At 39.6% G+C, this 13,089-nt stretch carries 10 protein-coding genes; 7 read left to right on the top strand and 3 right to left on the bottom strand.

Going from position 1 to position 13,089, the window contains the following annotated elements:
* Window positions 1–17: 17 nt before the first annotated feature.
* Window positions 18–575 (bottom strand): glutathione S-transferase N-terminal domain-containing protein, encoded by a 558-nt coding sequence (locus ACRWQL_RS03895; RefSeq protein WP_434952459.1) that lies wholly within the window; start codon window positions 573–575, stop codon window positions 18–20.
* Between the two features lie 54 nt (window positions 576–629).
* Entirely contained in the window at window positions 630–1,541 is a 912-nt protein-coding gene (gene rdgC / locus ACRWQL_RS03890) for a recombination-associated protein RdgC (protein WP_434930111.1), read from the bottom strand.
* Window positions 1,542–1,844: 303 nt separating this feature from the next.
* Between rdgC and ACRWQL_RS03885 the strand changes: the two genes are divergently transcribed.
* From ACRWQL_RS03885 to ACRWQL_RS03865, 5 genes are all read left to right on the top strand, one after another.
* Window positions 1,845–2,774, top strand: coding sequence for a porin (locus ACRWQL_RS03885; RefSeq protein WP_434952458.1), 930 nt, complete (start codon window positions 1,845–1,847; stop codon window positions 2,772–2,774).
* Between the two features lie 204 nt (window positions 2,775–2,978).
* On the top strand, window positions 2,979–3,668 hold the full coding sequence (gene phoB / locus ACRWQL_RS03880) for a phosphate regulon transcriptional regulator PhoB (RefSeq protein WP_226415983.1): 690 nt from the start codon (window positions 2,979–2,981) through the stop codon (window positions 3,666–3,668).
* 148 nt (window positions 3,669–3,816) lie between these two features.
* The gene (gene phoR, locus ACRWQL_RS03875; protein ID WP_434953328.1) at window positions 3,817–5,115 is read left to right on the top strand and encodes a phosphate regulon sensor histidine kinase PhoR; all 1,299 of its coding nucleotides are present in this window, start codon (window positions 3,817–3,819) and stop codon (window positions 5,113–5,115) included.
* A gap of 195 nt (window positions 5,116–5,310) precedes the next feature.
* Entirely contained in the window at window positions 5,311–6,282 is a 972-nt protein-coding gene (locus ACRWQL_RS03870) for a PstS family phosphate ABC transporter substrate-binding protein (protein ID WP_434928782.1), read from the top strand.
* A gap of 1,221 nt (window positions 6,283–7,503) precedes the next feature.
* Window positions 7,504–9,243 carry a M1 family metallopeptidase gene (locus tag ACRWQL_RS03865; RefSeq protein ID WP_434953327.1) on the top strand — a complete coding sequence of 580 codons (1,740 nt, stop codon included), beginning with the start codon at window positions 7,504–7,506 and terminating at the stop codon, window positions 9,241–9,243.
* Between the two features lie 166 nt (window positions 9,244–9,409).
* On the opposite strand, the gene ACRWQL_RS03860 is transcribed toward ACRWQL_RS03865, so the two are convergent.
* Entirely contained in the window at window positions 9,410–10,915 is a 1,506-nt protein-coding gene (locus ACRWQL_RS03860) for a peptide MFS transporter (protein ID WP_434952457.1), read from the bottom strand.
* Between the two features lie 611 nt (window positions 10,916–11,526).
* Here ACRWQL_RS03860 and ACRWQL_RS03855 point away from each other — a divergent pair.
* Both ACRWQL_RS03855 and ACRWQL_RS03850 read left to right on the top strand, forming a co-directional pair.
* A complete protein-coding gene (locus ACRWQL_RS03855) occupies window positions 11,527–12,189 on the top strand; it encodes an OmpA family protein (RefSeq protein ID WP_434952456.1) in 663 nt (220 codons plus the stop codon).
* Between the two features lie 24 nt (window positions 12,190–12,213).
* Window positions 12,214–13,047: a mechanosensitive ion channel family protein gene (locus ACRWQL_RS03850; RefSeq protein ID WP_434952455.1), complete on the top strand. Its 834-nt coding sequence runs from the start codon at window positions 12,214–12,216 to the stop codon at window positions 13,045–13,047.
* Window positions 13,048–13,089 lie beyond the last annotated feature (42 nt).

The raw sequence follows: 13,089 nt of genomic DNA, 5'->3' as shown, positions 1-13,089 counted from the left end.
GGGCATTTTATTAACCTTTATTGCGGTGGTTTGGTGTTAGCAAAAGGTGCATATTTTGCTATACCACTGAGAAAACCTTTTAGATTAGAGCACTTGTCTATATTGATACGATTACGGAATACCCCCCAGTCTAAGTAACACGCTAAACGCAGCTCTGGGTCGGTATAGGGGGCGCTATCGCTTAAGGTGAGTAGCTCAAACTGTGCAAGACTTGAGTCAATTCTAGCCGCTTGACGTTGGGTATATGCGACTGAGTTGATATCAACGCCATCTTTCTCTAAAAAGAACAAATTAACTGTGCTGTCTAAAGCGGTATTGACCATACAAAACAGATCGAGTTCAGCTGGAGTGCCTAAGTATGGCTGTCCAGCTTGCTGCCTGATATAAAATAAAATCGCACTTGAATCGGTTAAAAAAGTATCACCATGTTGTAGGAATGGTACCCGTTGAGTCGGCGAGAGTAACGCACTACTGGCTTGGTCCGTTTCGATAAATTCGAAATCTTGACCAGACTCCATCAATGCAATTCTGCAGTGGCGGACAAACGGTGAGGTATAACTTCCATATAGCTTCATTACCACTCCTTTCACTTATTAAAAAAGTAAGATATTTATTGATATTGTGACAGCTTAAATACTTTGTTCCATTGGGCCAAATGCACCATGTAATGCTTGAACAAAGGCGATAAGTTCACTGCCCATTAATGCAAAATCTGCATCCAAACGCGCCATAGGATCCTCATTACCGACTTCGTCGTTACCGGCTCTAAACTCTTCAGAGAATTTAATCCGTTTCACGCTCGCATCAGACTGCATCACAAATGCGACAGACTGAGCAAAATGTAGCGCGAGTTTGTGCACTTGTTTACCGGTTGCTAAATGTGCCAATACTTCATCTTCCTGAAGAACCTGCTGTTTAAAGCGCACAATGCCACCTTCATCTGATTCAGATTTTAACTCAGCTTCATCTTGCATTTCAAAAGGTTGTGGTGCTTCACCCGCTTGTAACCATTCAGTCAAGGTTTGCTCAATAGGCTTGACATAACTGAGTGGAATAATAGGTAAACTGCCTAAAGCTTTACGCAATAAAGCTAACATTTCTTCAGCTTTGGTTGCACTTGAGCTATCAACTAAAATCATTTCCAGTTCTGGCAAAATAAGCGCACGGGTTTGGCTACGACGAGTGAACGCTCTTGGCAGTAATGTGGTTGTGATGTCATCCTTCATCGCATCTTTTTCTTTTTTAGTCACAGTGCGGTTTTCTGCATCTTCAATTAAAGCCACTTTTTCATCAAGTGCTTCTTTAATGACCTGACCAGGTAATATTTTATCTTCTTTAGTGACGCAAATAAGGTGACGATTTTCTGCGCTATGGACTAAAGCTTGACCTTTTTTACCCAGCGCATTTGAAAAACCGAATTTACTGATGTCTTGGCTACCACAAGGTGAAAAGGTGAAATCTGCTAAGGCTTTTTCTAACGCTTCGGTGTCGGTGGAAAACGGTTTATTGAAACGGTACAAGGTGAGATTTTTAAACCACATAAAGAGACACTCATTATTTAATAAATAGTTGGCCAAGCAGTTTACGGCATCTGATTGGTTGGGTAAACAGGCCTTTTAAATCGGCCTATTGATTCATATGACAGAATTCATAAAAATGTCACAAAGCAACTAATTGTATTTTTATTCTTTAAATTCAATATTTAAGTAGATTTTGTTTTGTGAATTATGCATATTTTAAAGTTTTTTCTGAATGACTGAAATATTTCTGCAACATTAGCAAGGCAAACTTCGGCTCGTTCCCAAGCTGTAAACACATATGATTAGAAACGTTGAAAGGATGAAATGATGAACTTATTTGCTAAAACTCTACTGGCTTGCGCTGTAACAGCTGCAACAGCATCAACAGCATACGCCGCAGACCCATTACAAGTTTATGGTAAGTTAAATGTATCAGCACAATCTAACGATGTAGCCGGTGAGACAGAAACAACGATTCAAAGTAATGCTTCACGTTTTGGCGTGAAAGGTAATTTTGACTTAGGCAATGACCTTGAAGCTTTCTATACTATTGAGTATGAAGTTGACACGGGTGATGTCGCAAAAGAAAACTTTAAAGCGCGTAACCAGTTTGTTGGTTTACAGGGTAATTTTGGTCTTGTGTCTGTGGGTCGTAATGATACCGTCTTGAAAATATCACAGGGCAAAGTAGATCAGTTTAATGACTTAGTTGGCGATGTAAAAAATGTGTTTAAAGGTGAAAACCGTATGGCACAAACCGCGACATATATGACACCAATGTTTAGTGATTTCCAGTTCGGCTTAACGTATGTTGCTGACGGCGATGCGGAGCAAGGCGAAAACACAGGCGTGAGTATGGCTGCAACATATGGTGATTCAGGCTTAAAGGCAACGCCATTTTATGCTGCAATAGCTTATGATTCTGAAGTAAAAGGTTATGATACTGCACGTGCTACGGTACAAGGTAAAATTGCTGGATTAGTGTTAGGCGGTATGTATCAGCAACAAGAAAAGCTGAACTCTGGCGTAACAGATAATGGTTACTTATTAAGTGCTGCATATGACATAGATGCAGTGACCTTAAAAGCACAATACCAAGACATGGATAATAAAGGCGACTCAATGTCAGTGGGTGCAGATTACACATTGGCTAAGCCAACTAAATTATTTGCTTACTATACCACTAATGCAATGTATGACTCTGGTGATGTTGATGACTCATATTTTGGTTTAGGTTTAGAGCATAAGTTTTAAGCTTAATATTTAGATGAAAAAAGGAGCTTCGGCTCCTTTTTGCTTTGTGGTATAAAATGTTATTAGATCAGTTTTGAAATGTAATTAGGCCAAGCATTTTGAAGCTGTTTATCAAGGAATATGGTTAAATATCTTCAAGATCATAATTCTGTAACAAAACTGACCAATAATGGTCATCGTGGCAAATTACTGATAGAAGCGAATATGACAGCAAGGATTTTAATTGTAGAAGATGAATCAGCCATCCGTGAGATGCTGACATTTGTGATGGACCAACACGGGTTTACAACCGCTGCAGCTGAAGATTTTGATTCCGCCATTGCGTTATTAGCGGAACCTTATCCAGACTTAATTTTATTGGATTGGATGTTCCCTGGAGGCAGTGGTATTCAATTAGCCAAACGGTTAAAGCAAGATGAGTTTACCCGTCAAATCCCTATTATCATGCTGACCGCCCGTGGCGAAGAGGAAGATAAGGTTAAAGGCTTAGAAGTAGGGGCAGATGATTACATCACTAAACCCTTTTCCCCCAAAGAACTTGTTGCACGTATTAAGGCGGTATTAAGACGCAGTGCGCCAACAAGACTTGAGGAAACAATAGACGTACAAGGTTTACAATTAGACCCTGTTAGTCATCGTGTTTCAGCTGGTGATGGGGTACTCGATATGGGACCTACTGAATTTAGGTTGTTACATTTTTTTATGACACACCCAGAACGTGTTTATAGCCGCGAACAATTGCTTGATAACGTTTGGGGAACAAACGTTTATGTTGAAGATCGTACCGTTGATGTGCATATTCGACGTTTACGTAAAGCGATAGAGCAAGGCGGACACGATAAGCTAATCCAAACGGTTCGTGGAGCCGGTTACCGATTTTCAACAAGGATGTAGTGAATATTCACTATTTGAATATTCATATCACTATGTTTGTAGTGGCAAAAAATGCTAGTCTAGCTGCTCAAATGTAAAGTCACACTGTATGGCAGTTAAGTTATCATTAATGAATAATTTAACTGCCATACTGCGATTTAGGTAACGTATATTGAACTCTTATTCTGGCTTTCGCTTGCTTTTTCGCCTTGGGGTGATGGTACTACTATTAGTGCTGGTGGGCTGGATTGTTGACAACATAATGTTAACAATACTTCTTGGTTCTGCAGTACTACTGTTCTGGCATTACCGTCAGTTGTCTAGGTTAAGCCATTGGTTATGGAAAGATAAAAAGCTTACGCCACCGCAGGGGCGGGGGAGCTGGGAGGGTATTTTTAATGGTATTTATCGGCTTCAAGGAAAAAACCGCCGTCGAGTGGGTCAGCTAGCATCATTACTTGGACGCTTCAGACAAGGTGCTGAAGCACTACCCGATGCTGCTGTGGTGCTAGATTCAGAGCACAATATTTTATGGTGTAACAAACTGGCTCAATTAATATTAGGTTTTGTGTGGCCACAAGATAATGGCCAGCGAATTGATAACCTCATTCGTCATCCTGATTTTTCAGCTTACTTGCGTAAACATAATTTCAGTGAACCTTTAGAGATCCCATCGCCTGTATCAGAAAGACGTCTGCTAGAAATTCGGCTAATGCCCTATGGTGATCGTCAGTTATTATTAATGGCGCGCGATATTACCCGCATTCATCAATTAGAAAGCATGCGTAAAGACTTTGTGGCTAACGTATCCCATGAGCTAAAAACCCCGCTGACAGTATTACAGGGGTATTTAGAGATAATGCAAACCATGGAAGACGATAACTCACCAAATCAAAAACCGCTTAATATGATGCAGCAGCAAACGAGCCGAATGCAATCTATGGTAGAGCAACTACTGGCACTGTCGCGTATTGAGGCTGGAGCCAGTATTGATCTGTCTCACACTGTCAATATGGATAGCATGTTTAGCCAGCTTAAAACTGAAGCCCAAGCATTAGCAGCAGAGCAATATGAACTGGTATTTTTCTGCGAACCGGGATTAAATGTTCATGGCCAAGAGCAGCAGCTTAGAAGTGCATGCTCTAATTTAATATCAAATGCGATTCGCTATACCTCACCAGGAGGGAAAGTCTCCATAACATGGCAAAGTGTTGCCAGTGGTGCAAAGTTTTCGGTAACAGATACCGGAGTGGGTATCGCTCCTCAACATATTAATCGTTTAACTGAGCGTTTTTACCGGGTAGATAACGCTCGCTCCAGTAAGACGGGTGGCAGTGGCTTAGGTTTGGCAATTGTGAAGCATGCATTAAGTCATCATCACAGTGAATTGACAGTATTGAGTGAGCTTGGTAAAGGCAGTACTTTTAGCTTTATCGTTCCTACCCATTTAATTGATAGGAAAAACTAACTGTTTGATATTTGAATGCCGTCATAATGACGGCATTTTCATTTTTGTGACTTAACTATTTCAATAATGATGTTAAATCAGCAAATATATTTCACCTGTCACCTAACTGTCACATTATAGTCATAGACTTGTCATCATTGGAGTTGATACTGACTGCGTTATAAAAACTTAGCACGCTTAATTTGGAGCAATACAATGAAACTGAAAAAACTTGTCGGCGCAATTACCCTAACAGCCGCTGGTGTGTTCTCGGCAGCATCTATGGCTGCAATTGATGAAACGTTACCTATGTATGAAAAAACAAGTGGTGTTTCTGGTAACTTGTCTTCTGTTGGTTCTGATACGTTAGCGAATATGATGACGTTATGGGCAGAAGAGTTTAAGCATATATATCCTAATGTTAATATCCAAATTCAAGCAGCTGGCTCTTCTACAGCGCCTCCAGCATTAACTGAAGGAACTTCACAGTTCGGTCCAATGAGCCGTAAAATGAAGCCTAATGAAGTTGAGTCATTTGAAAAGCATTTCGGTTACCAACCAACAGCTATTCGTGTTGCAATTGATGCTTTAGCTGTGTTTGTGCATAAAGATAACCCAATTAAAGGATTAAGCATCGAGCAAATCGATAGCATTTTCTCTTCAACAAACAAGTGTGGTGGTAAGCAAGTTGAACGTTGGGGTGACTTAGGCCTAGACGGTAACTGGACAGCAAAAGATGTCCAATTATACGGCCGTAACTCAGTATCTGGTACTTATGGCTACTTTAAAGAAAAAGCATTATGTAAAGGCGATTTCCGTCCAAATGTGAATGAGCAACCAGGTTCTGCATCTGTCGTACAGTCTGTATCTCAAGGTCTTAACGCAATTGGTTACTCTGGTATTGGTTATAAAACAGCGGGTGTAAAAGCTGTAGCTGTATCTAAGAAAGGCGATAAGTTTATCGACGCATCAGCTGCCAATGCTGCTAATGGGACTTACCCACTTTCTCGTTACTTGTACGTTTATATCAACAAGCACCCAAACAAAGATTTATCGCCAATGGATCGTGAGTTCATTCGCTTCATATTATCTAAGCAAGGTCAGCAAGTTGTTGAAAAAGATGGTTATGTACCATTACCTCGCACAGTAATAGCAAAAGATTTAGAGAAAGCCGGCATCCGTCTTTAAACTAAATTAAGTTGCACGATTAAAGACCTCCATAGTGAGGTCTTTTTTTTGTTTCGAGTTCAGCTGTATTTTGGAAGCAAAAAAAAGCAACCTATTAAGGTTGCTGTAACTGCAATGTGCAATTCTGTTGATAGGATAACTCACTATCGAGTGGGGAGATGATGATGAACAAAATCATTTACAGGCTCAAACGTTCAGTAAAAGTAGGTATATAAAATTCGGTTCATATATTCAGACTAGCGTTATTTATAAAAGTTTCAAATAAAGATAAAAAATTGAATTAACTATCTTAAGTACTGTTCCCACTAACATTGCTCGCCGCTTTCTTATTAGAAAGCACTTTACTATAAAACGCCTGTTAAAAATGATGGCACTAAAACATAGTGGCAGCTTAGCCGTTACGGTGTTTTTCAAGTCAATCGGTAAAAAACAGCCAAAAAAAAGCAACCTATTAAGGTTGCTGTAACTGCAATGTGCAATTCTGTTGATAGGATAACTCACTATCGAGTGGGGAGATGATGATGAACAAAATCATTTACAGACTCAAACTTTCAATAAATTGGGGTGTATAAAATTCGGTTCATATATTCAGACTGTCGTTATTTATAAAAGTTCCAAATAAAGATAAAAAAACTAACAAAAATGTGCCGAGTATTATCTGACCGCTCTGTTCTGATGAAAAGGACTCAAGGTTAGCGTTAGAAATGTTTTTCTATCGTTTGATGAGCGCAGCGTTATAAAATCCGCTTTATCAATGTGCAAGAAAAAGATTATCCATAAACCGGGTGACGGCTTCGACCTCAAAAAATAGTTAAAAAAAAGCAACCTATTAAGGTTGCTGTAACTGCAATGTGCAATTCTGTTGATAGGATAACTCACTATCGAGAGGGGAGATGATGATGAACAAAATCATTTACAGACTCAAACTTTCAATAAATTGGGGTGTACAAAATTCGGTTCATATATTCAGACTGGCGTTATTTATAAAAGTTCCAAATGCAGTTAATTATTTTTATTACCCTCATAATTTAAGGCTATAAACCTGTCGAAGCTCAGAGGGGCGATACTAAAGAAGCCTGTTAAATGTTATGTTTGGTGCGATTAATTTGACTTAACTTAACAGTCAAAACTAAAACTGCAATTAAGGATATTAAAGTGACCACTAGTTTAACTTCATCATGGGATCATCAGTATGATTACCATTCAAGTGCCAATACTGACATGGTTTGTGTTTCTCATTTAGAACTTAATCTAGAAGTTGATTTTAGTGCTAAGCAACTTATCGGGCAGGTCACTTTACACTTTGATTTAACTAAAGAGTCATCTAGTCAGTATGGGCAACTTATTTTAGATTGCCGTGATTTAACCTTGATAAGTGTGAGTGACTTACAAGGGCAACAACTTGACTTTTCGCTGGTAGATGTAGGGGATATCTTAGGGCAAAAGTTGGTGATACAGATTAATCAATCAATTAGAGCCGTAACCGTTCATTACGCCACGTCCCCGCAAGCGCAAGGTCTACAATGGTTAACCCCGGAACAAACCTTAGGTAAGCAAAAGCCCTATTTATTCAGTCAATCACAACCTATTAACGCTAGAAGCTGGATCCCCTTGCAAGATACGCCTAAAGCACGGGTAACGTTCGACGCCACCATTAAAGTTAATAATGGTTTACGAGCAGTAATGAGTGCGATTAATAATCCACAGATGCCTAAAGATGGTATTTTTCATTTTGTGATGGATAAGCCCATACCGACTCATCTACTGGCTTTAGCGGTAGGGGACTTAGCGTTTGAAGCGACAGGACCCAGAAGCGGTATTTATACCGAACCAGCAATGCTAGCAAGTGCGGTTAAAGAGTTTGAAGATACAGAAGCGATGATCAAGGTAGCGGAGTCATTACTTGGCCCCTATGCGTGGCAAAGGTACGACATGATTGTATTACCACCTAGTTTCCCCTTTGGCGGTATGGAAAATCCTATGCTGGCATTTATGACCCCAACCTTGATAGCGGGTGATAAAAGTTTAGTGTCTACGGTAGCACATGAGCTGGCACATTCTTGGACTGGAAACTTGGTCAGTAATGCAACATGGCGTGATCTGTGGCTTAACGAAGGATTTACCACCTACTTTACTAATCGTATCGTTGAAGCTGTATATGGCAAAGAGCAAGCTGATTTAGAATGGGTGAATGAATACACTCGTTTAGAAGCTGAAATGCAGTGTGTTGATTTGATAGATCAAACCTTGCCTGCTAATGTTCAAACGCGAGATCCAAATCAGGCATTTAATCGTTTTACCTACGATAAAGCATCAATGTTTGTCCATGAACTAGAGCAGCGTTTTGGCCGTGAATCCTTTGATGCTTTTTTGTTTCAATATGTCACTCACTTTGCTTTCAAAGCCATTACCACTGAAGTCTTTATGGCTTATATGCTGCAACATGTATTACCCAATTTTCCAGATAAGTTATCTGAAGTTGAATTAAAAGAATGGGTGTATGGTGAAGGACTGCCTCATTGGTTTGTACCTCCTTCTTCGAGTAGTTTAGACAAAGTACATTTGGCGCTTATGGAAATTGAACATAAAAAACCAGCAAAAATGCTGAATGTGAGTGACTGGCGGGTTCATCATTGGCAATATTTTTTAAATCAGTTGCCACAGGTTATCAGCCAAGAACAGTTACTTGATTTAGATGACACCTTTTTATTTAGTCAAAGTAAAAATGCAGAAATTGTTTGTGATTGGTTTAGGGCAGCTATTCGAAATCATTATGATCCCGTGCTTGAACCCTTATCGGCGTTTCTCATCTCAGTCGGGCGGGCTAAGTTTGTTAAACCACTTTATAGCGAGTTATTGGTTGCTGGGTATAAACAGGAAGTTGAGCAAATATACGCTAAGGCTAGGGCAGGATATCACCCATCACTGCAAGTACAATTAGATAAGCTATTGAGTTGGTGAGAGAAGGTTAATAAATTCTAGTTAACCATTATATCGTAATCATTATTCAATCAAGAATGTACAAATAAAATGGGCCTTAGATTTTCATCTAAGGCCCATTTCTAAATCATTAATATGATGATTTACTTATCTATTAAGCTACCTTAGTAACTTCACTAGCAAGTGATTAACGTTTAATCGCTTCGTGTTCAGCAGTAACGGCAATTTCTTCCGCTAATGCTTCTTCTTCAGAATCATTATGGCCTTCAGCACCGTGCATCCAATCTACTAACTTGTCAGCCATGAAGTATAAAATTATACCTGAAACCGCCGCTGTAATTGCGATGCCCGCGAAGATTGACATTGCATTGGCAAGTTGATCTTCAACGCTGCCACCGTGGCCAATGAGTGAACCAACTAATCCGCCAACTTTGTTTGCAATAGCAATAAATAGGAACCATGCGCCCATCATAAGTGATGCTATACGCAGTGGAGCCAGTTTAGTGACCATAGATAAACCAATTGGTGATAAACATAGTTCACCCATAGTATGGAAGAAATATGCGCCGACTAACCACCACATGCTTGATTTGATTGAAGCGTCGCCGCCCATTTGTAAAACAGCACCAATCATGAATAAGAAACCAATGCCAAGTAACACTAGACCAAGGGCAAACTTAACGGGCGAATTGGGTTCGTTCTTACCTAAACGTATCCAAATTGAGGCTATAACTGGAGCAAAAATGACGATGAAAATCGCATTCAGTGATTGGAAGTAAGTGGTAGGCACTTCCCAGCTACCAATCATACGGTCAGTAAAGTTATTGGTGAATAGGTTCATTAATCCACCGGCTTGTTCAAAACCAGCCCAGAAGATAATGGTAAATAAACCCATAATCATGATCACTTTTATGCGATCACGTTCAATTTTAGTCAGTGGCTCACTGCGGACTTGGCCCTTAAGTGCATTCCTGTCTCGTTCGAGTTTTGCAGCAGGAACAGTACCTATATCGCCAAGTAATCTTTGAGCAAAAAAGAATTGAATAATTAACGATGCAACCATACCAACACCTGCACAGAAGAAACCAGCCTGCCAGTTGTTAACAAATACCTCTTGTCCTGCAACCACTTCAGTATGACCAAAAGTGGTGTAAGCCCAAGCTACAATAATACCCGATAGCGCGGCGCCAACGTTGATACCCATGTAAAAAATAGTAAATGCACCATCTCGACGGTGATCACCTTCTTCATACAAGTCGCCAACCATAGTAGAGATGTTAGGTTTAAACAGTCCGTTACCCAATATCAACGTACCTAAACCAATATAGAAAAGAGTGGTTTCTAAACCAGAAAACCAGCTATGCGGCGCAGCAAGGGTAAATTGCCCTATTGCCATTAACGCACCACCAATATAAATAGATTTACGTTGGCCAAGGTAATTATCTGCTAACCAACCACCAATAAGCGGCGTTAAATAGACTAAACCGGTGAAGGTTCCGTAAAGAGATAATGCATCCTGTGGCGTCCAACCTAAACCACTACCACCATCTGTTTGAACTTTATCAACCAAATAAAGGACCAATATGGCACGCATTGCGTAATAACTGAATCGTTCCCACAATTCAGTTGTAAAGAGAAGGAACAATCCTTTTGGATGCCCAAGCATCGTTCCTGGTGCTTTTACTTCACTCATTAAGTTTTCCACCTTAAAGCTTGTGATTGGCTGCGGCACAAGTTGCACCACAGAATAATTGTTTGCAAATTTAGGCAAAGTATTGCGATTAAGCATTGCATCAAGAAGATGTTGTGCTTTTTATCTGGGCAATCTTGGCCGATTTATTGTTCATTTCTTATAATAAATATTATTCATTTAATGTTTAATTTGTTTAAAACATCAAAAATCCCACCTTATATACCCTTTTCAGGACGCTTAAGTCAATGTTTGTGCGGGTGTCAGGCGCATTTTGCGGGTTACATTTTTGTAAACATATGTCATTTTTTAGTTGGCTTGTATGCTTATTATACAGTGCGAGTTATTTTCAATATTGCGATGCTGGTTAAAGCGACTGTTGTCAAGTTTGTGAGTTTGTTGCCGATAATTAAAAATTCACTTTATAAGTGTTAGATGGTGCTATTTTGAGCTGAAATACATAAAGCATTAACTTGTTTGCAGCAATTTATGTTTGCTTAATTGCAAATGTGTCGCTAAAAGTTAAAATATGTATAATTCAAACTTGTTGAAAAAAAGTTAAAACCTCAAAAGATGTTGTCTTACTATATTAAAATCACATGATTGGAGACTGCATGCGTTCATTACTGACTATATTCGTACCTGTATTAATACTATGGCTTTTTTTGAACAGCGCCCAAGCTTTGGCATGGATTGATTCAGATATGGATGGCGTACCAGATAAAAAAGATGCCTGTGCTGATACTCCTCAAGGTGAGGTGGTTATGGCTAATGGCTGTAACGATCCAGCTTTTGCTTTAACTGAATCCAATATTGATGAAGCTCCTATTTTTGATGAAGAACCTGTAACAGCGGTTGCTGAACAACCAACCAGCACTATAGAATATGTTAATCGCTGCGAGCAACTGGGTGCTGATGGCGTAGTTAATTGTTTACAGCAAGTGGTACAACCTATTTATTTTGAATTTGCTAAAGCAGAAGTAATGTTATCGCAAAGACCTGTGTTTGACAGTATTAATAAAATCATAGCCCAAGATAATAATGTAACTTTAGAGCTAGTTGGACATGCCGATTTATTGGGAAGTGATGAGTTAAACCAAGCGCTTTCATTAGCCCGGGCAAACAGCGTAAAAGCAATATTAGTCACCGATTTTAATTTCAATCCTGACAACATTTCTGTAAAAGGGATGAGTAACACCCAACCCGCTGCGGATAACGCCACATCTGAAGGGCGACAACGTAATAGACGGGTAGAATTTATCATTTCGGCAGAATAATCTGTCACTTTAGGGAGTAAAACAATGGAAAACCTTGACGGTTTAGAAGCGTTAATAAAGCAAGCACCAGAATTTATTATGGCTTATGGGCTTAAAACATTAGCTGCTTTGGCGATGTTTTTTATTGGTAAGTATTTTGCGGGTGTGGCAAAGCGCCTCACTGATAAAGTATTAACCAGTCGCAAAGTTGATCAAACTGTAGTTTCATTTGTGTCAAACCTTGCGTGGTCAGTTGTATTTGTATTCACCATTGTGGCTACATTAGGTCAAATTGGCGTGCAAACCGCTTCACTTGTCGCTGTAATTGGTGCTGCAGGTTTAGCTGTTGGTTTGGCATTACAGGGGTCACTATCTAATTTTGCCTCAGGCGTATTAATGGTATTATTCCGTCCATGTCGTGTGGGTGACTTTATCGAAGCCGCAGGCGTTGCCGGTGTAGTAGATGAGATTACTATTTTCTCGACTAAGCTTCGTACGGGTGATAATAAACTTATCACTGCGCCAAACTCCGCTATTATGAATGGTACTATTACCAATTATTCAGCGCTTGAAAAGCGTCGTATCGACTTAGTCATCGGTGTGGGCTATACCTCTGATATCGCGAAAACTAAAAAAGTATTGGCTGAAGTATTAGATAACAATGCATTTGTATTAAAAGATCCTGCTTACACTATTGGTTTAGCTGAGTTAGCAGATTCATCGATTAACTTCGTTGTTCGCCCATGGGTGAGCACGGGTGATTACTGGCCAGCGCGTTTTCAAATTTTAGAGCAAATCAAAAATGCATTAGATGCAGCTGAGATTGAAATACCATTTCCACAAATGGATTTACATGTTAAAGAATTAGCAGCAAGTTAATCAGTTATTTGATTAACTGCGTATAACAACAACCAGCCACAA

Origin of the sequence: Shewanella sp. HL-SH4, assembly GCF_051164845.1 — a bacterium.
GTDB classification, from domain to species: domain Bacteria; phylum Pseudomonadota; class Gammaproteobacteria; order Enterobacterales; family Shewanellaceae; genus Shewanella; species Shewanella glacialimarina.
The sequence above is the reverse complement of the archived record's forward strand: the minus strand, read 5'-3'. Positions and strand labels throughout refer to the sequence as shown.

Coding starts and splice junctions, on each gene's coding strand:
- ACRWQL_RS03870 (WP_434928782.1), top strand. CDS start 5,311: ATGAAACTGAAAAAACTTGTCGGCGCAATTACCCTAACAGCCGCTGGT.
- ACRWQL_RS03885 (WP_434952458.1), top strand. CDS start 1,845: ATGATGAACTTATTTGCTAAAACTCTACTGGCTTGCGCTGTAACAGCT.
- ACRWQL_RS03895 (WP_434952459.1), bottom strand. CDS start 575: ATGAAGCTATATGGAAGTTATACCTCACCGTTTGTCCGCCACTGCAGA.
- phoB (WP_226415983.1), top strand. CDS start 2,979: ATGACAGCAAGGATTTTAATTGTAGAAGATGAATCAGCCATCCGTGAG.
- ACRWQL_RS03850 (WP_434952455.1), top strand. CDS start 12,214: ATGGAAAACCTTGACGGTTTAGAAGCGTTAATAAAGCAAGCACCAGAA.
- ACRWQL_RS03855 (WP_434952456.1), top strand. CDS start 11,527: ATGCGTTCATTACTGACTATATTCGTACCTGTATTAATACTATGGCTT.
- rdgC (WP_434930111.1), bottom strand. CDS start 1,541: ATGTGGTTTAAAAATCTCACCTTGTACCGTTTCAATAAACCGTTTTCC.
- ACRWQL_RS03865 (WP_434953327.1), top strand. CDS start 7,504: ATGGTTTGTGTTTCTCATTTAGAACTTAATCTAGAAGTTGATTTTAGT.
- ACRWQL_RS03860 (WP_434952457.1), bottom strand. CDS start 10,915: ATGAGTGAAGTAAAAGCACCAGGAACGATGCTTGGGCATCCAAAAGGA.